Annotated in this window: 20 protein-coding genes; 14 read left to right on the top strand and 6 right to left on the bottom strand. The window is 38.8% G+C overall.

The window, feature by feature from the left end; translation table 11 throughout:
* Positions 1–85 precede the first annotated feature (85 nt).
* Both YK48G_RS06700 and YK48G_RS06695 read right to left on the bottom strand, forming a co-directional pair.
* Positions 86–520, bottom strand: coding sequence for a hypothetical protein (locus YK48G_RS06700; protein ID WP_203629943.1), 435 nt, complete (start codon positions 518–520; stop codon positions 86–88).
* Positions 521–677: 157 nt separating this feature from the next.
* Positions 678–1517, bottom strand: a complete 840-nt coding sequence (locus tag YK48G_RS06695) for a hypothetical protein (RefSeq protein ID WP_203629942.1) — start codon at positions 1515–1517, stop codon at positions 678–680.
* 297 nt (positions 1518–1814) lie between these two features.
* Between YK48G_RS06695 and YK48G_RS06690 the strand changes: the two genes are divergently transcribed.
* From YK48G_RS06690 to YK48G_RS06640, 11 genes are all read left to right on the top strand, one after another.
* Positions 1815–2669 (top strand): hypothetical protein, encoded by an 855-nt coding sequence (locus YK48G_RS06690; protein ID WP_203629941.1) that lies wholly within the window; start codon positions 1815–1817, stop codon positions 2667–2669.
* 76 nt (positions 2670–2745) lie between these two features.
* Entirely contained in the window at positions 2746–3252 is a 507-nt protein-coding gene (locus tag YK48G_RS06685; RefSeq protein ID WP_203629940.1) for a hypothetical protein, read from the top strand.
* A gap of 169 nt (positions 3253–3421) precedes the next feature.
* Complete coding sequence (locus YK48G_RS06680; RefSeq protein WP_203629939.1) at positions 3422–3859, top strand: very short patch repair endonuclease; 438 nt, start codon at positions 3422–3424, stop codon at positions 3857–3859.
* 47 nt (positions 3860–3906) lie between these two features.
* Positions 3907–5154, top strand: coding sequence for a DNA cytosine methyltransferase (locus YK48G_RS06675; RefSeq protein ID WP_203629938.1), 1248 nt, complete (start codon positions 3907–3909; stop codon positions 5152–5154).
* 34 nt (positions 5155–5188) lie between these two features.
* A complete protein-coding gene (locus tag YK48G_RS06670; RefSeq protein WP_203629937.1) occupies positions 5189–7603 on the top strand; it encodes a DISARM anti-phage system protein DrmE domain-containing protein in 2415 nt (804 codons plus the stop codon).
* Positions 7604–7606: 3 nt separating this feature from the next.
* Positions 7607–11134 (top strand): helicase-related protein, encoded by a 3528-nt coding sequence (locus YK48G_RS06665; protein WP_203629936.1) that lies wholly within the window; start codon positions 7607–7609, stop codon positions 11132–11134.
* The gene (drmB, locus tag YK48G_RS06660) at positions 11131–13038 is read left to right on the top strand and encodes an MrfA Zn-binding domain-containing protein (RefSeq protein ID WP_203629935.1); all 1908 of its coding nucleotides are present in this window, start codon (positions 11131–11133) and stop codon (positions 13036–13038) included. Before YK48G_RS06665 ends, drmB begins: the two co-directional genes overlap by 4 nt.
* 181 nt (positions 13039–13219) lie before the next feature.
* Positions 13220–13669 (top strand): protein NO VEIN domain-containing protein, encoded by a 450-nt coding sequence (locus tag YK48G_RS13670; RefSeq protein ID WP_203630091.1) that lies wholly within the window; start codon positions 13220–13222, stop codon positions 13667–13669.
* Between the two features lie 177 nt (positions 13670–13846).
* Positions 13847–14158, top strand: coding sequence for a nucleotide pyrophosphohydrolase (locus tag YK48G_RS06650; RefSeq protein WP_203629934.1), 312 nt, complete (start codon positions 13847–13849; stop codon positions 14156–14158).
* Positions 14159–14176: 18 nt separating this feature from the next.
* Positions 14177–15931, top strand: coding sequence for a DUF2075 domain-containing protein (locus tag YK48G_RS06645; RefSeq protein ID WP_203629933.1), 1755 nt, complete (start codon positions 14177–14179; stop codon positions 15929–15931).
* A gap of 20 nt (positions 15932–15951) precedes the next feature.
* Positions 15952–16521: a hypothetical protein gene (locus tag YK48G_RS06640; protein WP_203629932.1), complete on the top strand. Its 570-nt coding sequence runs from the start codon at positions 15952–15954 to the stop codon at positions 16519–16521.
* 211 nt (positions 16522–16732) lie between these two features.
* On the opposite strand, the gene YK48G_RS06635 is transcribed toward YK48G_RS06640, so the two are convergent.
* The 4 genes from YK48G_RS06635 to YK48G_RS06620 all read right to left on the bottom strand — a co-directional run bounded on the left by YK48G_RS06635 (position 16733) and on the right by YK48G_RS06620 (position 21432).
* Positions 16733–17788, bottom strand: coding sequence for a linear amide C-N hydrolase (locus YK48G_RS06635; protein ID WP_203629931.1), 1056 nt, complete (start codon positions 17786–17788; stop codon positions 16733–16735).
* A 47-nt stretch (positions 17789–17835) separates the two neighbouring features.
* A complete protein-coding gene (locus YK48G_RS06630) occupies positions 17836–18834 on the bottom strand; it encodes a DMT family transporter (protein ID WP_203629930.1) in 999 nt (332 codons plus the stop codon).
* A gap of 484 nt (positions 18835–19318) precedes the next feature.
* Positions 19319–20074: a glutamine amidotransferase gene (locus YK48G_RS06625; protein ID WP_203629929.1), complete on the bottom strand. Its 756-nt coding sequence runs from the start codon at positions 20072–20074 to the stop codon at positions 19319–19321.
* Between the two features lie 344 nt (positions 20075–20418).
* Positions 20419–21432, bottom strand: coding sequence for a LacI family DNA-binding transcriptional regulator (locus YK48G_RS06620; RefSeq protein WP_203629928.1), 1014 nt, complete (start codon positions 21430–21432; stop codon positions 20419–20421).
* A gap of 307 nt (positions 21433–21739) precedes the next feature.
* Between YK48G_RS06620 and YK48G_RS06615 the strand changes: the two genes are divergently transcribed.
* From YK48G_RS06615 to YK48G_RS13525, 3 genes are read left to right on the top strand one after another with little or no spacing between them, the layout of a single operon-like run.
* A complete protein-coding gene (locus tag YK48G_RS06615) occupies positions 21740–22807 on the top strand; it encodes a mandelate racemase/muconate lactonizing enzyme family protein (RefSeq protein ID WP_203629927.1) in 1068 nt (355 codons plus the stop codon).
* Between the two features lie 14 nt (positions 22808–22821).
* Positions 22822–24123, top strand: coding sequence for a peptide ABC transporter substrate-binding protein (locus YK48G_RS06610; RefSeq protein WP_232365303.1), 1302 nt, complete (start codon positions 22822–22824; stop codon positions 24121–24123).
* The gene (locus tag YK48G_RS13525; RefSeq protein WP_232365302.1) at positions 24124–24441 is read left to right on the top strand and encodes a periplasmic substrate-binding domain-containing protein; all 318 of its coding nucleotides are present in this window, start codon (positions 24124–24126) and stop codon (positions 24439–24441) included. It abuts the gene before it with no gap.
* Positions 24442–24443: the final 2 nt, after the last annotated feature.

Raw genomic sequence — 24443 nt, 5'->3', positions numbered from 1 at the left:
TAACTTGTCGCCTTAAATACTGAGAATATTTTGTTATTGACTATTTTAAGCCGTTAAAGGGATTGCTCATATTACGACGAGTTATTTAGATAAATCGATAAGCCTTTGGAACATAATAGCTTTTAACCCTAGAGTGGAACATCGCAGTGGTGCCGTCTTGAATTAATGCGGTGTGATACCGGCCATGGACCTTAGCCTTACCAAAATGATAAGAATCGGTAGCTGCTACGTGACCCGTATATTGAAATGTAACCGTGGTTTTACCATGGCGGTGACCATAAACCACACTTAAGTGGCGCCCTTTCATACCGTAACTTTGGCCTTCAGCTGAATATCTAAAAGAATGTTTGGTGACATGAATCTTTTCCCAGAAGCCATAAGATTTGCTGTAGCCGTACCAAGTACCCCGCATTGCCCGCGGGGTGGTGTGGGTGATTTGGGCACTGGCCGATGCGGGTGCCAGTGCGACTAACCCAACGCCCAATGTTGCTGAAGCTAAGATTAACCGTAGATGATTCATAAAATAATCCCCTCCATAATTCTTATCTATTTGAGTATACCGCTCTTGAAAAAATGTTTTCGTATCTTTTCATATTTAGGGTCAATAGCAGCGATTTGTCTTAATATTTATAAACTTGATTGATTCTGAATCGTTGATAATACTTTAAATGATTCGGTCAGTCTACCCAGTCAGTGGTTGGGTCAGAAGGACTAAATGCATCAGGGAGGGAATCAAAGTGCTGTTTTGATGAAGAAAACGACGTCACCACCACCGTATTTTCATCCTCAAGATAAGCATGGGCTGGTGGCAGCGAGAGGGTAATAACATCGTGACCCCAAGTATCAATCTCCAAATTGATATGGTCTGGATTAGTTGCGATGGTCAGCAACTCGTTGGCGTCCTCATTAGAAGTGCATTCAATCACAAATTGAGTTGCATTTCTTGTCTGTTCTTTTTGAAAATGAGCTCCGTCAAACCAAAGGAAAGGGGCCTTAAAGTGATTAATTTCATCCTTGTTGGAGTCCTGTTTAAAGAAATCAAATGTGAAATCATCCCGCCCATCAACGATTGCTTCTTTCCTAAGTGTATAAAAAATATATTGGATTGGGCTGGCCATTGGAAAGGTCTCTTGATTGCTGAGAACGTCATGAATTCGGGATACTCTTTTATTTTGTAGCGTAATCGAATGATGGTAACTTAATACCTTGGTTTCATCGGTAATTTGAAAGTCGCTGATGACTCCGGCTCCATTAGTAAATTCGATGGTATCAATTTTGGCTAGTGAGTTGATGAAAATCGCTACATCACTAAAGGAACTCACGTGGAAAGTCAGTTCTTCAAGAATGTTATTGGTCATCTTATTCGGTTGGTTATTAGATGAAAAGTTTTGCCAATCATAAAAGGTGCTCTTTTGATATATTCCTGTTGGCGAGCCAATCGTTTTAAGCAGTTCAGTGGCGTTCAAGTTAGCAATGGTTGTAATATCGGTAAGCGTGATTCTTTGCTTTTGAGGCATTCTGTCTGTTCCTCCCAGATTTTGTATTTAGCATAGTAAAACCCATCAAGCAACTCTTTGAGAAGGATTGCCGAAATAAGACGGCCGGCATGAAGCCAAGCTTCAATTCATTATTAATATTATCATAACTATTGATGAATGAAGCGCTTTTCAAGTCGATTAAATTCGAAAGCAATTAAGTAACCCAATTTTCTCCCAATATAATCAATAACCATGTAGTTATTTTCACTAAAGTGCAGTATGATAGTATCAAGAAGATGGAATGTGTAGACCAATGGGGAGAGGGGATTGGGAACGATGTCTGACAGACAAATTTCGAATAAATTAAGACCGATTGAGTTATTTAAGGTTATTTTTCTAGTCGTATTTAGCCTGTTGGCGATAATGACAGTTACCCACCAGGCTGCTGCTAGTCAGTACAATTTCCAGCCAGTAATTGACGATCAATTAAATATCCTAACCGCAAAACAGAAACAACAAATCACGGCTGAAAATGACCGCTTAGCTCAGAAACCACGAAAACAACAAATTTGGTTTATCTCATCAGCTGCCAAGCCCAGCGATTTTGACAAGGTCAATAGCCCACTTGATTTGGAAACCATACAAGAAGATGGCGGGTTGGATTTGGATATGCTCCAAGACGCTGCCGGGGATTTGCAGGACGACTTTATTAAAGAATATACGGGTTATTCGTACAACGGCCTGACGGACACCGACTTAACTAAAGCGGATAGCATTACGATTATTGCCGTTTTGCCGAATTTCAAGTATCACGTTTTGCCAATGCTTTCTGCGGATGGCGTTAATGCCAATGGCGGCGTTAGAAATTTTTTCCTGTCGAAAAGGTTGAACTTTCAAGATGAAGGCCAAGAAAATGTTACGCACACGGTTAATGTGATATCTCACTTCATCAATCAAGATGTGGCCGTCAAAAATCTAAGCGCTGGTCCGCAATTTGAGGAAGTTGTTTTTTGGTCAATTGTGCTAATCGTTGTCATTACCATTATTTATTGGCTTATCAAACGGCATAACTACCACGGTCCTAAACGAACCAGTTTTTGGGATAGTGATGGGGACGCCAAGTATGATAATGGCTTTTTGGATGGCTGGTATTTTGGGGAGAATAGTGGGGATGATACGTTTAAGCATTAGGTAAGAAGGTGGCTCGGTGGCTTACGAAAAGCCAACGATTTTGATTGTTGTCAATTACGTTAGCAGTTGAGCGTCATTGGGAGGGATAATTATCGAAATGGATCCGGAATTAAAGAAATATTTGGTACCGGTGAAAAATCCGATGTATATTGAGCAATATGGGTTTACTTACGCGGACCCTGGGGACTATGACTACCTCTATGATCATTTTAGAGCTAGTGATACTAGTGCAATTCTGTTCATTGATCCAATTCACATGAGTTTAATCAACCATTGGGGGATGACATATTCGATTAAGCCGTATGACCCCGACAACTACAAGCCAATTTATTGGCACAGTATGCCCAGCATAGATGATCATAAAGTCCGGCAATATCTGGAGAGTCGTGAAGACGAATTGGGCGTCAGCATTCTCAAGGATTATATGCTTGTGCATCTGGCCGTAAACGCAGGTGGGCCCACTACAGAACTGCCAGTTGATCCCCCCGAAGAAAAGGTTGACCGCAGTGATCACTTCGGCGATTTTTGGTCGGGTTTTTTGGCTGGTGGACTTATGAATGGGGGATGGGGGCATAGGAAGTAGGCGTTAATGCCATTAGATGGATCGACGTGGGCTGATTATATATCAGGATATTGTTAAATGTACATTTAATATTCGATAAGCAAGTAGTTGAGAGCTGATTTATCAACTATAACCCTTTCTAAGAAGTTGTCTCGGGAACCAACTTACATCTAAGGAGTAATCATTAGAAATGGTAAGACATTTAAGAACGACCTCTTATAGATCTAAAATGATGTCAAAAATAAAGTCTAAGGGCGGTAAAGGTGAAACGTTGCTCGGAAAACGCTTGTGGCATGAGGGCGTCCGATATCGAAGAAATTATAAAAAATTACCCGGCAAGCCTGATATTGTCATTACAAAATATAAAATAGTTATTTTTGTTGATGGAGAGTTTTGGCATGGTTATGATTGGGAAAATCAAAAGAAAATTAGATTACATCGCAATCGGGAGTTTTGGCTTAATAAAATCCAAGGAAACATTGATAGGGATCGGAGAGAAGACCAACAGCTTAAGAAAATGGGTTGGACAGTATTACGGTTTTGGGAAAAACATGAAGTCTTGAAAAATCCTGATGCTTGTGTGCGAATTATATTAAGTGAAATTACAAAAAAGAAAAGGAAGATTTAACTTGTCTTTTTACAATAAATTAAATGCATAAACAAAGGAGGGGCAAGATGACAAAATTAACAATAATCGATCTTTTTTCAGGAGCTGGCGGTTTAACCGAAGGCTTTCGAAGTAAGAATTTTGAAATTTTAGGTCACGTTGAAATGAATAAAGCGGCTTGTACAACCTTGGAGTTGCGAGATGCATTTTATTGGCTAAAAAACAAGAATGAGATTCAGTTATATTCGGATTTCTTGAATGGTGATCTGCCCCTAAATGAATTGTTATCTAAGGTTGACCAAAAATTGTTACATAGGACATTGAACGTGACGATGAGTAGACAGACGTTGCAGAGTATTTTTGATTTTTTTGATAAATCTCTTTGTGGGGGAAATGTTGATGGAGTTATTGGAGGACCTCCATGTCAGGCGTATTCAACAATTGGTAGAGCCCGCAATGCTCCCAAAAAGTCAACAGATGAGCGAATTTATTTGTATAAATACTACATCGAATTTTTGAATCGATATAATCCCAAATTTTTTGTGTTTGAAAATGTGAAAGGATTAAAGTCGTTTCGTGATATTGATGGTAAGTTGTTACTCCCAAAGATGAAAAAAGAATTTGAGAGTGCGGGGTATAGTTTGGGCGTCAAAACTATTGATATGAGTGCCTATGGGGTTCCTCAAACTCGAGAAAGAGTCATTATTTATGGAGTCCCTAAGAAAAATAGATCTCAAATTAGCCGTTTTTTTAAGTATCTTCAGCAAACCATGGAACCAGCAGTAAATGTAAAGGAAGTGTTTGCTGACTTGCCGGCACTAACTGCTGGTCAAGAAATCAATCGTTATTCTGGGGAGCCAAATAGTTTTATAAAGTGTAATTATCGTTGCATGGCGAACATACCATTAACTCAAAATATAAGCCGGCCGAATAGTGAAACCGATTTAAAGATTTATCGGCAAGTTGTGTTGGCAAAGCGTAAAGGGGAAAATCTAAAGTATGATAATCTCCCGCTACAGCTACAAAAACATAAACACAAGGATATTTTTCTTGATAGATTTAAAGTGCTCGATTCGTGTAAGCCCGCTCATACTATAGTAGCTCACATTGCTAAGGATGGGCATCACTATATTCATCCAGATATTGCACAAAACAGATCCATTACGGTCCGAGAAGCTGCAAGATTACAGGGATTTCCAGATGATTATTATTTTGAAACTTCAAGAACACAAGCTTTTCTTCAAATTGGAAACGCAGTACCACCAATATTTAGTAGGAAAATTGCCGCTTCGGTTTCCAAACTTATGTTAAGTTAATCAGAATATTCTTAAGCAAAATTGGAGGGGAAGAATGAAATTTAGAGATGATGTAAAAAGCTTTTTGATAGAGAATAGCCCATTTGGATATATTCCAGTTCAGCGTAAGCGGGTTTTAGATGAAATTGCAGCCTTAAGTGAAAAAAGTGAATCATTTACTTACCAGTACTTAAATGAAGAATATTTTCGTGAAGTTATTATTTTAGTATGTTTAAACTTTGCTCTAAAGTGTATCGAAGAAGATGAGCAACTGAAGGTTCAAAAGCTGACAATTGGTGATCCTATAGAGTATAAGAAGCAATTTTACCTGTTTCAAGGTCACAATAATGATGGAAATTATGTTTTGAAGTCTGCGGCCAAAAGTAAAAATCCTTGTGATTTACAAGTACCCCTACAAATGCTTGAAAGATACGGACATAAAGCAAAAACAACTAAGAAACGGCGTGCTAAAGGGGTGTTGGACCAATTTGCCAAGCATTTTGGAATGGATCTTAAGGGGTTAACTGAAAATAAACAAATTGCAATCGTATTGCCCAAAAACGTATATACTGATATTTTAAGTTCTCAATTTTGGGTTGGTAATAAGAGGTCGTTCTTTGGGGAAATTTGTCCATCTTCATATTTAACAGCAGGTGGTAAGGTGCACACGGTATTACATTCGGACACGACAGAAACTTCATTTATACTATTTTCATCGAGTATTAATGAGATTGTTAATGGATTGGATGAAGATAATTTACAATTTGAAGCCGTATATGTATTTGGCAACAAATGGTTTAATGATAGCAACTTTTCGAATCTTCGGTCTTTACCTAGTTTGGCTGAGGATTTTCATTTCTCAATTGCTCTTTTTTCTAGTAATAGTGCCATTTTTAGCGATGATTCGTTAGAGCTTATAGGTGAAGAAAAATATAATCGAAATTGGTTATCTGAATATGATGAAGAACTATTAGTAAGGAGCGTCCACACAAATATAGAATTTCAAACTTGTTTAACAATAGTTACTGATTCTTGGAAGGAATATAAAAAGGATAAGATCCTAACATATTTTGCTAAGTTAATTTGGAACTCGTTACGTACCAGTACCAGTGTTGCTTCTATAAATTCGGAGGTTTTTGATAGCCAGATTAGCAAATTGGAAGAATACGGACGACTTCATAATACATTGGATATTGATGAATTAATCGATCACCTTCATTTAATGCTCCATAACAGATTTGGAGCACAGATGAAAAAATGTTTAATGAAGAGCATTGATACATATTCACGCTGTGCCCTTGTTGTTATCGATGATCTAAAACAGGAATATGAATCAATCTTTAATCGGTTTAATGTCACAACTTTTTCTTATCGGGATCAAATAACCGATGACATGTATGGTAGGTTTGATGCAATCATTCTTGTCAACCCTTATGCACATGAACGAGAAAAATGGACCCAATCCTTTTTAGCCTTAAAGGTGATAATTGTAACCCCGCAAGATTTTCTTAAACCATTGAAATGGTCCATCCAGAAAGAGATTCGTTTAATTCGGAAGTTAAATGATAAATGGAAAGTGAAAACAGACCTGCATTATGCTTATGCTGATTCACTCAGTAAATTGGCAGCCGAGATCATAAGAGGCATCAAGCATGCACAAATGCCGAAAGTACTTAGTGCAAAAGATCATCCGGATTTGGTTCAAGAGATTGAAAAAGATGAAGATGAAATTCTTTCCACTGACGAAATCTATCTAAACAAGATAAAATCTCGAGTTGCTAGATTGAGTGACAATGCTCCTGATAACACGCACGTTAATGTTCATAAAGTATTTGAACTAACTGCGGGATATGAACTTTATGGGACTGATAATGCACATCTATTTACAGTTACAGGAAATGGCACAATTTTAAAGAAACGTATAGACCTAATCTCTAAAGGTGAACAAATAATTGATTTTGAGGTTCCTTATTCGGATTCGCTTTATCGTGAGCACTTTAAAAAGATGTCTGAGCGAGTAGTGACCCCTGTTAATCTCGATGAAAAAAATGATTTTAGGTGGAAAAGATCCTTTCTTAATTACATTAATAGGAATGGATACTCCCCTGCCGTGTTAAAAAGAAAGATGGAATTGGAAGGTGCTCCTACACACGATGTTTCGTATTATGCAACTTGGTCTAACCAAGACAAGATGCCTATTCTTCCACAAACAGATTTATTTATAAGATATGTTGGGCGCTTAATTGGAGATGAAGATATTCAAAACAATTATCAAGCATTTTACCACTCCAGTGAGATCGTTAAACAAAAACTTACAGATTTAAGGGATGCCAAATTAGCCAGCCTGAATAATAAAAAGCTGGCGCAGATTGCAACGCAGACATTCTTAATTGGTAAAGTAATTTCTATAAGGGAAGTTAATGTGCCGGCAGTACCGCGATTTATGACAAATACTTTTTTGAAAGGATAAAAAATGAAAAAGAAAATTACGAGAGATGAAGAAAACGATGCAAGGACTGAATATTCAGAACGAATTAAACGATTAATATTAGGACCGGGATCAGAAAGCATCAGCCGTGATGCAGAGAGAGAAATTATTTCTGAAAACCCCAAAGTTCGTTATGTTACCGGAATCTTATATTCTGAGAAGGATTCATTCAAGGGTGGTGATGCGGATGATACTGCAGAAGTTGAAAAATCGGGTGATGCAATTGAAGATCCGGTTTCTGTAGACAATAACTTTAGAGCTAGCTCTATGGGGATGACTTTTTACATTAAGACAACTGCGTCGGCAGTTGAAGCTTCTATTTGTACTGCTATGTATATGAAAATTCTTAAACCCTTTATAGATATTAATAATGACCTTTTTGAGCAACTAGAACAACTTGATGATACCTCATTCTTAGAATTTGATGAAAAAGAACTTTCTGTGGCGATCAAAGGAGATACAGGAGATCAGGTGAAGGTAGCCAGAGAAAAGCTGGGTGCATATTTAAATTGCAAGTTAAATACGTTACAATCTCCAATTATTCGCGTTTTAAAGCAACTAAACCGTTTATCATATAGCTATAGTTATAACCACTCTTTTTTTCGACGTGAACCGCACATGTTTAATATCAAAATCGATATTAACGAAAATAATTTAAAAAAACAAATCGTTTCATACAAGTTAGATGATAACGAAAGCATAAATCTTGAGATTTTTGATAAAGTTCAAATTCTTAAAACAAAAAATGTTGGTGACATCAAGGCTGTTACGGTAGTTATGAAAAATTTGAATGACGAAGCGCTTTTTCAGAGTTCAATTACTGTCAATGCTCAGCAAAACTTGGAATTCTATGCATCTGAAGATGTAAAAATACCTGATTTAAAGAAACTACAAAATGAAGATGCCATGAATATTTTTCTGTATAGAAATAAAAAAACATATGCTTTGGGACACGGCGTATCAGCACAATGGCGTAAGGAGAATGGAATTGTGTCCTCAGTTTCCACAACCTATATTCCAACTTATGAATTATTGCCAACAAATACTGAAAACAAATCAATTTCTCAAAATGTTCTCGATCCAGCCAATTACATTGATGGTAATTTGAACAAACAGTTAGGGAATCTGAAAGTATTTATTAAAAAGTACGAAGAATGGATTCAAGAAACTAAAGGGAATGCCGACTTATTGCCAAAAGAATTTAAAGCGCTGGCAAATACCAATATTACTCATTGTAAAAAGAGTGTGGAGCGAATGAACGAGACTTTGGAATTCTTAAAGAATTCACCCTCTGCATTCAAGGCTTTTAATATTGCTAATGAGACTATGTTGCTCCAACGAATGAAAGATTATCAAAAAAAGGCCCGAGCATATAAAACAAAAAATTATTCAGGTGTTGATTTCTATTGGCGACCATTTCAACTGGCCTTTATCTTGAACTCACTTGAATCAGTATTGAACCCTAAGAGTAAACATCGTGGTGATCTTGACCTTATCTGGGTACCAACTGGCGGTGGTAAAACTGAGGCGTATTTATTCGCAATTGCCGCGGTAATTGCTTATCGTCGTCTTACTCACAAGCATAGTTATGAAGGTGTTACAGTAATTATGCGTTACACTTTGCGATTACTGACTGCGCAACAGTTTGAGCGGGCGTCCAAAATGATTTGTGCGCTCGAATATATTCGAAAAAATCGCAATGATCTTGGCGGCTCAGAAATAAGTATCGGGCTCTGGATTGGAGAGGGTACAGAAAATAGACTTAAGAATGCTAAAGATGATTTTAAAGAAATGCTGCGTTCCAATACAATTGAAGATGCTAAGCTGAAAAATAAATTTCAATTATTAACATGTCCTTGGTGTGGCAAGGAACATAGTATCATTCCACGTGAAAAAGACATGAAGGCTAAAATATACTGGGGTTATAAGAAAATTACAGCACATGATGAATATAATATGTGCTGTTTAACAAAGGATTGCCCATTCCATAAAGGGCTCCCAATTTATGTTGTGGATGAATCAATATATAGGGTGCGGCCAACCTTGATATTTGGAACGGTTGATAAATTTGCGCAAGTACCACTGAAAGAGGATGCACAAAAGTTATTTGGATCGGATAATCCCAAACGATATGGTCGTCCTGATTTGATTGTTCAAGATGAATTACATCTTATATCTGGACCTCTGGGAAGCATAGTGGGACTTTACGAGGCGGGATTTGATTACATTCTCCAAAGTGGGGAAAATGGTGATCGAAAAGAAGGGCCTAAGTATATCGCATCAACAGCTACAATACGAAATGCAGATGAACAAGTTAAGGGAATCTTTGATCGGCAAGTTCAATTATTTCCCCCACAGGGAATAACCGCAGGGGATAATTTTTTCGTCCGTGAGGCTAAAGAAGGTCATGGCAGAAAATATTATGGAATCATGGGAACCGGTAAGTCACAGATGACAGTTGAGGTTCATATGATAGCCGCGATGCTTCAGTGCGTCGTAGGTCTCGGTGGAGATGAGAATACCAAGACTTTTGAAGAATTGTATTGGACGATTGCCTGTTATTTTAATAGCCTAAGGGAATTAGGAAAAGCATCCTCTTTAATTCGGGATGATGTAAGAGACTATCTTCAACAATTAAAGAAAAGATTTGATACTCCAAATAGTTCATTCAGATATTTATCTGACGATAATGCAAAAGAACTTACTTCTCGGATAGCTGGAAATCAAATACCCAATATTATTAAAGAGTTGGGGATTCGTCATGATGATGCCTCTTCCGATAATAAACATAGTCATGTTGCAGTTGATACTCTCTTGGCAACTAATATGCTTTCTGTAGGTGTTGATATTTCAAGGCTCAACACAATGCTTGTAATAGGACAACCTAAGTTAACTTCTGAATACATTCAGGCCACCAGTCGAGTTGGGAGACGATCCTTGGGAGCAGTGTTTACGCTTTACAATACGATGCGAAGTCGTGATCGCTCACATTATGAAACGTTCCAAGCATATCATCAAAGCCTATACAAGTATGTTGAACCAAGTAGTGTGACACCTTTTTCTGTTCCCGCAATGCAAAAGGGTATTCCAGGAGTGTTGGTTTCGATGCTCCGTAATACGGTTGAATCGCTTTCTGGGGATTATTGTCCGCAAAGTATTCTAGATGATCAAACCAAACAATACCTAGTAAAAGTACAACATTTTCTTAGTAATCGAGTTAGAGATTCGGAGGATAAATACCATTTGTATGAAAAGGATGCTACCAACATAATGCAATCGTTTATTGCAAAGTGGAAATCACTTGCCAAAGTTGATGTTGGTAGAGAAAAAGATTCAGATTACCAAAAATTTGCGTACTACAAATATATCACTGAATCAGATAAGTATGCTGGTAATTTGTTATTGAAATCGTTTAATGACAACTCCCATCCTGAATCTACTAATGTGATGGGGAGTATGCGTGATGTTGAAGATACTTCATATGTGGAAATAAAGGGGGATATCGAAGAATGACACTGAAAAAATTTCATCCGGAGCATAATATTAGACGGTCACAAATGCTAACCCCGTTTGGGATTGGGGCATTATTTGACATCAATAACCAAACTGTTATGATTAGTGACTCAGAGTATTGGGATATGAGTCAATGTCAAAAAATTAATGATCCAAGATTACAGAGTGTAATGCATTGCAAAGGATTCATTGAACCACCGATCAGTTCCGATGATACCGAGTCAACGAGTGTTTTTGGAATTAGATTTCCAACTTGGTACCTTTCGCCAACCACACGAAAACTTCGGAGGATCACAGAATGGCGGAGAATGCTTAAACGCCCAAGTAAGAAGTTCGATGAACAACCTTTTGACCCAACGAAGATGGTTCATGAAGAACTTGTTCCAGTGAGGTTTGTTTGTGCTTGTTCAAATGGTCATATTCAAGATTTTCCATGGATTGAATGGGCACACGGAGGCGCTGCATGTAACTACCCAGATTTGGAGCTGCGAAGAGCTAACCAAACTGGATCAATTGCTGATTATTTTGTGTACTGTGCAAATTGTCATTCACAAAAAAGTTTAGGCATTATTTTTCGTCCGAGTGTGATTAACTCATATCTTGACAAAATTGGTGTTCATTGTGAAGGCAAACATTATTGGAAGAAAGATGATTCTTCTAACAAAAAATGTGACAGGAAGCTTCAAGTATTACTAAGAAGTGCAAATAATTTATATTTTCCAAATATTTCTTCGTCTGTGAATATACCTGTTAAGTTGGGAGGCTTAATGGACGCTGTTATGTCCGATGATTTGGCAAAGCAAGATTATTCGGATATCAAGATGAGGATTAGTAGGGATTCTTCAGACAGTCTTAAAGCTGTATTAAACCAAGGGATCCCTCACTTATTAATTAAGGAAATAGTTGATAGGCTTAATGCAAATAAATTTAAGACAAATGAAGATCAATTAGTTGATGAAATTGTATGCAAATTATCTCCAAGTGATGATAATCCAGATGATGATGTTAAGGTTATGGACTATCGAAGAGCTGAATTTAATATTTTATCAGGAGTCACAAAGTATGATAACAAATCTGATAAATTAAAGGAAACTATTTTTAAGAAAGAAACTCTTGTTAACTCTGGGTTGCCTAACGTAGTAACTAATGTATCACTAATACACCAGTTAGAAGTTGTTAGTGCTTTGAGAAGTTTTAGTCGACTAAAGCCTACTGATTCCGATAGTATGAAAGTGATTCTTCAGACAGAAGGTGAAAATACCGAATCCTCAAACGAAGTCCCTTTGATTCGTGGGGATGGTTATTATGTTGGCATGGCATCACGCGGTGAGGGAATTTTTATGTCGTTAGACACCAAGAAAGTTTCTTCGTGGTTAACAAAAATAAAAGGATCTTCAATATCAGATAGAATTTATAATAAAGTGAATAATAAAGGAGTTTTCGAAGATGATAAGAAGTATATAACTCCTGATTATTATCTGCTGCATACTTTAAGCCACATTCTTCTTCGAGAATTAAGCATTTCCAGCGGATATTCTTCAACGGCTTTAAAAGAAAGACTTTACTACTCCAATGAACCTGGCAAAGAGATGTATGGGATCTTGATTTATACATCAAGTTCTGATTCGGAAGGTACATTGGGCGGATTGGTGAAGCAAGGAGCTCCAGAAAAGCTTAAATGGGTATTATCTGCAGCCATTGAAAAGGCAAAATGGTGCAGTTTTGATCCTATTTGTATCGAAAGTGATGGGCAAGGCAGTGACTCATTGAACGCTGGTGCATGTCATGCATGTGCATTGGTTTCGGAAACAAGTTGTGAAAAACGTAATCAATTTCTTGATCGTGGTGTGTTAATTGGAACTTTGAATAATCCTCATTTGGGCTTTTTTTCTGACATGGAGTAATTTGGTGGGATTCAACTGAAAAATTGAGTCCAATTTTTCAGTTGAAGTGCAACATTGGGAATTGTGCCATTTAATCCGGATAAAAAGGCTACGGGGATCTATTGTTTCCAACATTTTACAACCGTTGCTGACAGATGATATCATTATAACTCTAATCGGAATATTGAATAGTAGTAAGTAGCTGCCAAAAAGACATCCTCAACATAAAAAGTCAAAGCTTGGATTTTTAGGTGAAAAAATTGTTTTAAATCACGAAATTAACAAGGTTCAGAAGGAGTTTCCAAATTTAAATATCAAAAAATACGTTAAGCATTCTTCAGTTGACGAAGGAGATGGCCTTGGATATGATATTCAATCAATTGACAAGAATAAGGATCCAATATATATAGAAGTGAAAAGTACAGGCGGTAAAGTGAAAAGTACAGGCGGTAATAGTTCCCAACCATTTTATTTAACGAAACGAGAATTAGAAGTCTCAAGGAAATATCAAAATCAATATGTTTTGGTTCGTTTGTTTGATTTAAACCGAAAGGACTGGCCGTATATTAAGTATTACAAGTTAGTGGGAGCTCTTGACTCTAGTACACGGGTGAATTTAACGCCTACTTTTTTTCAAGTTAGCTTGTATTAAATTGGACTTTGTATTAATCCGGACTCCTACTACAATTTAGAAATATAGTTTTGGCATGATATGGATTGTTAGAGATCTTTCTTGATTGTATTATAAATCCAGTAATTTATTCATAGCAATATACTATTATTAAATCAATAATGGACAGATTGAATTATCGCTTGGAGGATTGCAAACATGCAGTATGATCAACTAATCAAAGAACTAACCGACTTCCGAGACAGTCGAGGCTGGAATCAATATCACACATTACCAGCTTTAGCTCGTGCGATTGGAATCGAATCTGGCGAACTAAATGAGTTGTTCTTATGGGATATGGAAAAAGATGATAGATTTTCTGATAAGCAGAAGCATGATATGGAGCTTGAGCTTGCTGATATTTTAACCTATTGCTATTACATGTGCGATAAGCTTGGGGTCAAGCCAGATGACATTGTTCAAGAAAAGTTAGACATAAACAAGAAGCGTCATTGGAAATTTGATGAATAATATTGAAGGGTGTTTGCGATGAGTGATATTGGATATCCGATAATCGAAAAAGTTAAATACGATTCTCATGCTGCTAGTAATCTAGAAGATATGATTGCGGGGGATAAGCTGAAGCATAAACTGCTTGTAGAGTATCCGACTGTGTATGTAATCTGCTCACCCATAAAATCAGGCGGTTATAAAGTTTATGTTGGTGAAACCAACGATATTGAACGAAGAACTGAACAGCATTTAAACGAAGATCCCAAAGTTAGAGATGATTGGCGGGAACTTTCAAAAACTAACGATGCTGAAATGTTTGTCATCGGACACGATCACTTTAACAAATCGTTAACGCTAGATATTGAAAACCAAATGATGCTTTTTATGCTTGGTGTTCCTGACGTCAAACATTTAAATAATCGACGCGAAAATGAACAAAATGAGTACTATACCTCAGATGAAAAAGATAAAATCTTCTCGAGAATTTGGCGTAAACTTCGTGGGTTTAATCCAGACTTATTTCCTGTAGAAAGGATTATCCGGGATTCTGCCATTTTCAAGGCATCGCCATTTCATAATTTAACAACTGAACAAAAGAACGCACGTGACCTAATTATCGATCGAGTTATTGATGCCTTGTTATCGAAGAAAACCGGTCAGCTTATTTTAGTGGAAGGTGAGGCTGGCTCAGGCAAAACTGTACTGTTGAGTACGATTTTTTATTTAATTAGCACCTTAAAAAATGATGGAAGCATCCTTCGTCAAGGATTTGATAACCTAAAGAACTATGTCTTGGTTAATCATGATGAGCAGTTAAAAGTTTATGAAGATATTATCAATAAACTGAATTTGAATTATAAGAATGATGATGTTGTTAGCAAACCGACTCACTTCATTAATACTCATGACGAAAGCAATCCTGCTGATGTTGTACTGGTTGATGAAGCACATTTACTGTGGACGCAGGGGAAACAGGCTTATCGAGGCAAAAATCAACTAGATGATATTCTTAAACGGGCCAGAATTACTGTAGCAATTTTTGATCGAAATCAGATTTTGAAAACCGAGGAATATTTAGAGCCAAAACAGATTCAAAATTTGGAAGAAAAAGCGATGGAAAACAATAATTTGATTATGTTAAGTAATCAGTTGCGAATTCACGCTAACCAGCAGACGATTGATTGGATCAGAGATATTACCGATAAGAAGATTATCAAGAAAATTCCTGAGGATAAAAATTATGATCTAAAAATATTTGATGATGCTAAGGAAATGTATCAAGCTATCCGCGAAAAAGCTTTAGGGGATCAAAAGTCGGGATTATCTAGAATCCTAGCGACCTTTGATTGGAAATATAACAGCAAACGAAAACCTGATAACGGGGATTACTGGATGGTGACGGCCGGTGATTTGTCATTACCTTGGAACTTGCAGCTTAAGCAAAAAGGGCGATCACTGAAAAAACTAGCATGGGCTGAGCAGTCGCAAACTATTGATGAAGTTGGCTCAACGTATACTATTCAAGGATTCGATTTAAATTATTGTGGTGTCATTATTGGACCATCTGTTAAGTATCGAAATGGACATGTTATTTTCGATCCAGATGCCAGTGAAAATACTAACGCAATTCGCAATCGGACATTACAAGATGGAAAAAAACGTAAAGTTGCCAGTCAATTGCTGCCTAATGAGTTGAATGTTTTGTTGACCCGTGGGGTTAATGGACTTTATATTTATGCGGTGGATGATGAGTTAAGGGAAGCTTTGCTTAAAGCAGAACTATGTAATTAATATAATGAGTGGTGAAGATAATGTCTATAGTTGATGTTTGTTCCGTTATTTCGTTAATGTTTGTTGCTTTAACATTCTTATCGCAAATACGTAATAATAAAAAGCAAGCTGCTACGCATATTTCAACGTGGATAGGAGATGGTGAAGGGATTAAGAAAAGCTGCGTAGTTTCTAATGATAACCAATTTCCAGTTTATAATGTGATATCATTTATGGTTCCAAATGATTATTCAGAAAAGTCATCATTACAAATCTTAAGATATATCCAAAATTATAACCTGCATTTTTCAAAAGATTCTGAAGATTTAAATAGTTCTATAAGTGAAAAAGAGAATATGGTAGAGCGTACGGGTGGCAATCCTGATTTAAGTGAATGCCGTAATATGTATTATTATGAAATCTTTTCCCCTGGTTCAAAAGAATATTTTTTCGAAGATAGTCATGGGATGGGCAACGAACATAAGGTACCCGGGATTTTTTTTACAGATAATCAAAATATTCAGTGGTACCGTGATATACATGGAGGATTGAGGCGCAAAAAGTATATCCGCGCAGCAGTTAAAGCCGCAATCATATTTCGACATGTTTAAAATAATTCAGTACTAATAATAAAGTTATCGATATTTTTTATGGATCATTAATGAAAGGTTACCAATTAATCGGAAAGTCATTCGAAAATTAAAGAATAACTTTTATTTTCGTCAAAAATCACTTTCTACTAAAAAACGCCCCACATAAACGAACTGATTCTCGTTTACATAGGGTGTAATTTCTTAACTCCAAACAAGCATGCAAAAATTATTAAATCGTATTCTCCCCACTCCCCCACTCATCCTTCGCCTCAAACGGCACCGCAGTCTGCTTCGAAATAAAACTAAAGTAACTCATCCCATCTTTCCACTCACGCGGATCCCCCCACGTAAGCGAACGCAGGTTCCTGTTGTCATAAGTGAAGGCATACAGGATCTTTTTCTTAATATCATAGCCAGCGGTGTACTGAGTCCAAGCGACTAAGGTGTTATCATCCGCATTAATTCTTAGAGAACCTTTCGGTGTATTGACCGCCGTCAGCAATTGATACAGCTGGTTCAAAGCTTCATCGTCATCTACTTCAGTCGAAAGTAGCTTAGAGAAGGCTGCCCGCAAGAATCGTGACTCTGGCTTATAATCAGCTGGAATTCCAACTAATCCGCTAGTTGATTCGCCTAATTTAATTTGCTCAATTGGCTCATCAACTTGATAGGTGTAACTACGATTTGTCGTTCTTTCCAGCCAAGTTTTGAGGTTATTAAGGTGCCAATCAAATGTAGGAGCGTTGGTAAAGACGCCGACCGGGTTCTCAAAGATCCTAAAGCTGTTTTCCACAGAAGGTTCAACAACAATCGATCGCCCCGTCTCATCTTGGAACACACAGTGTTGTGGGACTGACATCCCCATCATTGGCCCCGGCTCATTGGTAATTCCGATGTCATTGCCGAGGTTCTTTTTAATATCATCCAAGCTTTTATAATGCGTTAGTATCCACGTACATAATTCTTCACCACGAATGGCAACTTTTCCGGCTGCGGTAATTTCTTTTGTGGGAACATATTTATAGAAGTGATCAAAGTAAAACGAACCACCGCAGATACCATAATCATTGATGCCATCCAGCAGCACCGGCGATTTGTGAATGTCTTTTGCCCAGACAATGCCCATCACGTTTGTTTGGGTTTTAAAGGGGGTGAAGGTTGCCGTAAATTCGTATCCCTTAGTGATCTTGACTCCGGAGTATTCGAAATGCTGCTCAAAATCTTGGGTTCTCGCCCAATAAGGGTTACCTTGCCTGCTAATTAATTCAATTCCTGTACATGCCATTGTGCGGCTCCTTTCCGAAGGTTGCATTGAAATATCATTTCCAATGACTAATTCTCCAATTCATCAACTGCAACGTGTTTCTTAGCGGAAGGCATCATCGCAATTCCAGCACCAATCAAAGCGACCAAAGCACCCAGAACGGTTACGGTATAGACTTGTGCTCCTAATTGAGGAATTAGCCAATCAATCAAAACGGAACCGATTAACTGGCCGGCGGTTGATGCCAATCCTAGTAACAGGAGTCCCAAGCCTCGAACCAATAAAGCCATCAAAGCGATGGAAAGCAAGCCCAGTGGGCCGCCTAAATACATCCACCAGGCGGTTGGTAAACTAAAGGACACGTCGCCCATGAGAACTCGAACTAAGAGAACACCTCCCAGAACACAGAAGCCAATAATAAAGTTCCAAGTGATTGAAACTAACATCGAACCCGTTTCTTGGGCCACGGCAGAATTACCAGCTGGTTGCCACCCTGCCAATAAACCAGCAAGAAAGGGTAAAATAGCTAATGCAATAACCTTGGGGGCTTCCCAGTTTGGTGAGACCACTAGGATGGTTGCTACAATGGCAAGAATTGCGCCAAGAATTCGAGGGAAATTAAAATATTGCTTTTCTGGAACGCCGATTCCGAGGCGATCACACATTAACCCAGAGATAACCATGCCTGAAATTAAGGTTGTCTGAAACGTTGCGACCCCAAGAACGGATGCAGAAGCACCTTCGGAAAAGACAACCATGGCGCCACAAATCCCGGCAATCCAGTTCCACCATGGGATTTTTTTAGCGGCAATTTTATGGGGAATGGCGGCAAATTGCTTTCGAGTTGAATGACGCGCCAAAATAATAATTGCCATCACGACCAGACCGGAGCCAAATGAGACGACTGCCGAGGCATTCCCGTCTTTCAGTAATTTCCCAACTTGACCATTGACGGCGGACTGCATCGGGGACAGCATGCCTGCCAAAATAGTTGCAATTACTAACAATGGTACAACAACAGTCTTTTCAGTTTTTTTCAAATTATTTGTCGATGGTTGTTCATTCATGATTATTACCCCTTTCGATAATAGTGAGCGGAGCAAAGCGGTTAGAAAATGCCAGGTAGGCCAGCGTTTCACGGCCGTCGGAGTGTAAGGTTCCTCAGACAGAAACTCCCGGGCTTGGAATTTGTGGCTGAGGTACTTACGCGCAGATCCCTGCTTTGTGCAGTTGTCCTAAAATAGTGAGCGGAGTCAGGCGCTTAGAAACCGCCAAATAGGCTAGGCGTTTCACGGCCGTCGGAATATAAGTCTCCTTTAACAGAAATTCCTGGGCTTGGGATTTTTGTTGAAGGTGCTTATATGGAGGTTTCTGCCTGACGCAGCTGTCCTAAAACGGTGAGCGAAGCCAAGCAGTTAACACCCAACTCAACAAACGCCTTGATTGGCAATTCTCAATTTAGATCTTTTAAGCGAGGCGTTCATGTGCGAGACTTTGCAGTGCTCACAAGCAACATACTTAATCAAATTAACCGACTTATCTTAACGTTAGTTAACTAACGGCTACTAATTTACCAGCTAGCCAATTAATGCAGCGGGAGAAAAATTCGCCATAATGGTTCCAAGCCATAAAGTCTTGAGATGCCCAGTGGGGGGCAATATCGGTTCCATAAGCTAACGTTCGGCCACTGCCAGCCTTACCAGTTACCAAGAGGGGGGTATCATTTGCTATCATCAAGACCTGGCTGTCTGGCTTGGGTTCAATGTCTTGGTAACCCAGAATAACCGGGAATGGGCCTAAGTCGGTTGTGATCGAGTTAGCGACTTTTTGAACGGGGTGGACACCTTGGGGGGCTTCAATTCGATCATCATAGGGCTTAACGCTTACGGGTAAGATGTCTTCAATTGGTGAGCCGTGGTAATGAGCCTTGCCTTCAAAGCCACTAAACGATAAGTAGCCTCCCGCCATCATTAATGCGCCGCCGGCTAGAACCCATTGCTTTAGCAGTTCAAGCCGATTAACGGCAGGGTTGCCCCCAGCGAATACCCCATTGGATAAGGTAAACGAATTTGAACCGATGTCAGAGAGAAGAACGACGTCATATTGGTTGAGTTCTGCCATTGTCCATGGAAATTTTTCAGGAACGTCGTGAGCCTTTAAGTGAGTGACCGTGTGGCCGAGTTCCTTCAGTGAATGTAATAGGGCTTCACACCCAATTTCTAATTTAGTACTTGTAAAAGAATCATATCCCTTATATTCAGTTGTGGTTGAAATCCATGATTCGCCAGCTAACAGTATTTTTGCCATTTGAAGCGATCCCTCCTAAAGTTGTTTGAGAAGTTTGGTCTAGAAACAAAGGGCCCTTTCCCGTCAGAATTAAAAACAAGAAACAAACTCATGAATCGTTTGATAAAGCGCTTTATCAAACGAGTAAAGAAAAATGCGTCATATGATCACGCCTTCTTCAAATGTAGAATACCATGTTTTAAATGAATGTCAACTTACATTACATTAATAAAATGTAAGCGGAACCATTTATTAAAGCGAAAAGCCTTGCTACATAAGGGATTAGAAATATCGATAAGATAAAGCGCTTTATCAAGAAAAATAAAAAATCGTGTCAAAAAATTGTGTAAGATTTTATGACACAACTAAATAAATTTAACGGATTTTCTTCTGATTAAACGAGGTTGAATAATAATTTTCTCTGTCACATCGTGCTTTCCTTTGATCTTTTTTAGAAGCATCTTAATGGCATCTTCGGACATTTTTTCTGCATCTTGGTCGATTGTCGTTAACGGCACCTCAATAATTTCGGTGTAGGGTGTATTATCGAACCCCACCATTGAGAAGCGATTAAAAATGTCTACGCCCTGTTCCTTGGACCACTTAATTAAACCAAATAGCATCAGGTCATTGGAACTTAAAATGGCAGTAATGGCCGATTGTTTTAAAATTTGTGGCGCTAGTTGATAGCCGCTGTTACTAGAGTAATCACCTTCAAAAACAAGCGCTTTTCGGAATGGCAATTGGTTTTTTTCAAGGCCTTTTTTGTAACCCTGATAACGTTCCTGAGCATTAACCAAATGATCTTTTCCCTTGATAAAAGCAATATTTCGATGACCATGATCAATTAGCTCTTGAGTAGCCATCATAGCCCCTTCAACATTATTGAAATTAACGTAGCTAATGTCCATATCGGTGCTGGCATTTAATAAAATAATTGGTTTACCAGCGTTTTTGAACATTGTTTCAACTTCGGCTTGATCAGCCGAAAAGAATTCACTTGAAGGCACCAACAAGATACCGTCGACTCCTCGCGAAATCATATTTTCGATGGCCTGTTTTTCACCGAGGTAGGAATTACCGCTGTCAACGAATAACGTGAAATACCCATTCTGACGCAACTGGCGGTTAATGAACTGGGTCAATTCCGTAAAAAAAGGGTTAGTAATGTCTGGAACGATTAAGCCGATATTATAGCTAATTTGTTTACTAAGGAGCACGGCAGCCGAGTTGGGCTGATAATTCATTTCTTTGGCGATTCGCTTAATTTCCTGTTTTTTTTGAGTAGAAATTCGTGATTCCTTGTTGTTTAAAACCAACGAAACCGTTGTTAGTGAAACGTTGGCTTTTTTGGCGATGTCTTTCATCCCATATTTCAATGGCTGGTCCCTCCATTCAAGGCAAGGTAACAACAACTTGTTAAGTGGCGTCACCCTATCAAAAAATTTTCTATGACTAATCATACTCATATATCTGCAGTTGGACAACTGAAGTCAATGTCATGAGTCGACATCGATACCAGCCGTACAAGCATGGTGATCTAACCCACCTTAATTGAGTTGCTTGAGTAGTAATCATTACTGATAGAATCGCTTTTTAGCTTTGCGGCGATGGTTGCTTTTTCAGATTAAACGCTTTATCATCTAATAACATTAGAATGTTTTTAATTTTAGGGGTGATATTCTCATGCAGATTAAGCAAATTATTGGTAAAGCGGTCAATATTCAGTTGACGCAGCCGTTGAAGGTGACGTTTGGCGAGATTCAATCCGTTGAATCGTTAATGATTAAAATAACGACTGACACCGGTTTAATCGGGTACGGTGAGGCCTGTCCGTTTGAACCAGTAACGGGTGAGTCAATCGAAACTGAAAAAGTAGCCTTGACGGCGGTCTCTAAAGCCATTACAGGTGAAAATCCGCTTTGTATCGAGCGCGTTCATTCACTAATGGATAGCCAAACTGTTGGCCACACAGCGCTAAAGGCGGGAATTGACATTGCCCTTTATGATTTAATGGGCAAAGCAGCCAACTTGCCGATCTATCAGCTGTTAGGCGGCAGTGATAATCAAATACATACAGACATCACAATTTCAATTGATGAGCCGAGAAAGATGGCCAATGAAGCAGTTGATTATGTCAGTAAAGGCTTCTCGGCGTTAAAAGTCAAAACCGGAATTGATCAGCAATCCGATGAAGAAGCAATTAGAGAAATTCTAAATGCAGTTGGGAATAAAGCGTTAGTCAAGATTGATGCCAATCAGGGCTGGAACGCTAAGCAAACGATCAGAATTCTTAACGAATTTCAAAATACGCAACTCCAAATCGTCGAACAACCGCTGCCTTATTGGCAACATGAGGAAAATAAAGTGATCAGAAGTGCGATTATGCAAGACCTAATGTTAGACGAGAGTGTTCACACGCCTAGCGATGCCTACCAGGTCATTAGTAATGGCGAAGCAGATATTGTGAATATTAAGCTAATGAAATCAGCTGGGATTTTTGGTGCAGAGGGGATCAACAAAGTAGCCGAAGCGGCTGGAATTAGGTGCATGATTGGTTGTATGGCTGAAACCAGATTGGGAATTTGTGCGGCCGCTCATTTTGCGGCCGCTCACCAAAACGTTGCCTTTTGTGATCTTGACAGTTTTTTGATGTTTAAAGAGCCGGATTGGTTGAGTGGCGGTTTCACCAACGAGGGTGGTCTGTTAACGTTAAGCGACAAACCAGGTTTAGGAATGACAATTAACATTTGAGGAGGAAGTTATTCATGAAGAAAAAATTAACAATTGCGGCGATGTTGGCGACCACCTTGCTGCTAGCAGCCTGTGGCAAACAGAGTACCAGCCAAAGCAAAAAGACGGCCACCTTTGGGTTAAATACAGAAGTGGCCTCGCTTGACACATTGAAGGCGCAAGATCCAAATAGTTTTGACGTTCAAGATGCTTTGGTGAGTGGGTTGTATCGAATGAACGCCAAGGATCAAGTTAAGCCGGATATTGCCAAAGGAATGCCGACAAAGAGTAATGGTAATAAAACTTACACGATTAATTTAAGACATAATGCTAAGTGGTCAAATGGCGCTGCAGTGACGGCCAACGATTTTGTCTATGCTTGGACGCGCGGGGCTAATCCGGCTACCAAAAGTAATTATGCTTATATTATTCAAACGATTGTTAAAAACGGCGATAAAATAGCAACCGGCAAGATGAAGCCAAGCAAGTTGGCAGTCAAAGCGCTTGGCAAGTACCGCCTGCAGGTTACTTTACAAAAACCGACGCCATATTTTACGTCGCTATTATCATTTAATCCCTACTTCCCCCAAAACCAGAAGTTTGTTGAAAAACAAGGAAATAGCTATGCAACTTCGCCAAAGACAATGCTATCTAATGGTCCCTTTAAGCTGAAAAGTTATCGTCAAGGCACTAGCAGTTTTTCGCTAACCCGAAATAAAAACTACGTTGGTCCCGTTAAACCCAGGCTGAATCAACTTAACTTTAACATTATCAAGGATGCCCAAACTGGTTTGAGTCAGTACGAAGGCAAGAAGCTGGATATGACGTTCTTAACGGGTAATCTGGTTAAAAATAACCAAAACAAAGCGGGCTTTAAGACCATTCCGAACTCAATGGTGACTTATCTCGAATTTAACTTTAAGAAGGGCACAAATAATGATTTCCGCAATAAGAATTTCCGAACAGCAATTGCAAATGCTGTGGACACGAAGCAGTTAGCCACAAAAATTCTTCAAGATAAATCGTCGCCATTAACGGGTTACATTCCCCCTAAATTTGTTAAGAACACAGCAACCGGTAAAGATTTCCGGGCAGAAGGCGGCAAGTTGGCTGTTCCAAATAAGAATCTAGTTCAGGCGAACTGGCAGAGGGCATTGAAACAATTTAATAAGCGGCAGATTACTATTCAACTATTAGTTGACGATGAAGATTGGCAGAAGACAACGGCTCAGTATCTACAATCCGAGTTGCAATCACAACTCAAAGGTTTGAAGATTGAGATTCGGTCATTGCCGCAACAACAAGAGCTCGGTATGATTGCCCAGGGTAAATTCTAGATGGCGCTTGCCCAATGGGGACCCGATTATCAAGATCCAAATACCTACTTGGCCAATTTTATAACCGGCGGCCGGACGCAGTTTAGTGATACAAAGTATGATAAGTTCATGAGCCAGGCAAACGGTCAGTTCGTTAATAACCCGGCCAAACGATTCCAAGCACTCCACCAAGCAGAACGACAACTCGTTCAAGTGGATAAAGCGATTGTACCGCTTAATCAGCAAGTATACTCAATTTTACAAAATCCCAAGTTGAAAGGTGTTCAGCATCACATGGTTGGTGCGCCGTTCACTTATGCAACTGCTTATTGGAAGTGATT

Origin of the sequence: Lentilactobacillus fungorum (assembly GCF_016860605.1) — a bacterium.
In the GTDB taxonomy this organism is placed as follows: Bacteria; Bacillota; Bacilli; order Lactobacillales; family Lactobacillaceae; genus Lentilactobacillus; species Lentilactobacillus fungorum.
This window is presented reverse-complemented; position numbering and strand designations above follow the sequence as displayed.

What these genes read in the sequence shown, in the direction of transcription:
- YK48G_RS06700 (WP_203629943.1), bottom strand. Translation starts at nt 520, where the DNA reads ATGAATCATCTACGGTTAATCTTAGCTTCAGCAACATTGGGCGTTGGG.
- YK48G_RS06695 (WP_203629942.1), bottom strand. Translation starts at nt 1,517, where the DNA reads ATGCCTCAAAAGCAAAGAATCACGCTTACCGATATTACAACCATTGCT.
- YK48G_RS06690 (WP_203629941.1), top strand. Translation starts at nt 1,815, where the DNA reads ATGTCTGACAGACAAATTTCGAATAAATTAAGACCGATTGAGTTATTT.
- YK48G_RS06680 (WP_203629939.1), top strand. Translation starts at nt 3,422, where the DNA reads ATGGTAAGACATTTAAGAACGACCTCTTATAGATCTAAAATGATGTCA.
- YK48G_RS06675 (WP_203629938.1), top strand. Translation starts at nt 3,907, where the DNA reads ATGACAAAATTAACAATAATCGATCTTTTTTCAGGAGCTGGCGGTTTA.
- YK48G_RS06670 (WP_203629937.1), top strand. Translation starts at nt 5,189, where the DNA reads ATGAAATTTAGAGATGATGTAAAAAGCTTTTTGATAGAGAATAGCCCA.
- YK48G_RS06665 (WP_203629936.1), top strand. Translation starts at nt 7,607, where the DNA reads ATGAAAAAGAAAATTACGAGAGATGAAGAAAACGATGCAAGGACTGAA.
- drmB (WP_203629935.1), top strand. Translation starts at nt 11,131, where the DNA reads ATGACACTGAAAAAATTTCATCCGGAGCATAATATTAGACGGTCACAA.
- YK48G_RS06650 (WP_203629934.1), top strand. Translation starts at nt 13,847, where the DNA reads ATGCAGTATGATCAACTAATCAAAGAACTAACCGACTTCCGAGACAGT.
- YK48G_RS06645 (WP_203629933.1), top strand. Translation starts at nt 14,177, where the DNA reads ATGAGTGATATTGGATATCCGATAATCGAAAAAGTTAAATACGATTCT.
- YK48G_RS06640 (WP_203629932.1), top strand. Translation starts at nt 15,952, where the DNA reads ATGTCTATAGTTGATGTTTGTTCCGTTATTTCGTTAATGTTTGTTGCT.
- YK48G_RS06635 (WP_203629931.1), bottom strand. Translation starts at nt 17,788, where the DNA reads ATGGCATGTACAGGAATTGAATTAATTAGCAGGCAAGGTAACCCTTAT.
- YK48G_RS06630 (WP_203629930.1), bottom strand. Translation starts at nt 18,834, where the DNA reads ATGAATGAACAACCATCGACAAATAATTTGAAAAAAACTGAAAAGACT.
- YK48G_RS06625 (WP_203629929.1), bottom strand. Translation starts at nt 20,074, where the DNA reads ATGGCAAAAATACTGTTAGCTGGCGAATCATGGATTTCAACCACAACT.
- YK48G_RS06615 (WP_203629927.1), top strand. Translation starts at nt 21,740, where the DNA reads ATGCAGATTAAGCAAATTATTGGTAAAGCGGTCAATATTCAGTTGACG.
- YK48G_RS06610 (WP_232365303.1), top strand. Translation starts at nt 22,822, where the DNA reads ATGAAGAAAAAATTAACAATTGCGGCGATGTTGGCGACCACCTTGCTG.
- YK48G_RS13525 (WP_232365302.1), top strand. Translation starts at nt 24,124, where the DNA reads ATGGCGCTTGCCCAATGGGGACCCGATTATCAAGATCCAAATACCTAC.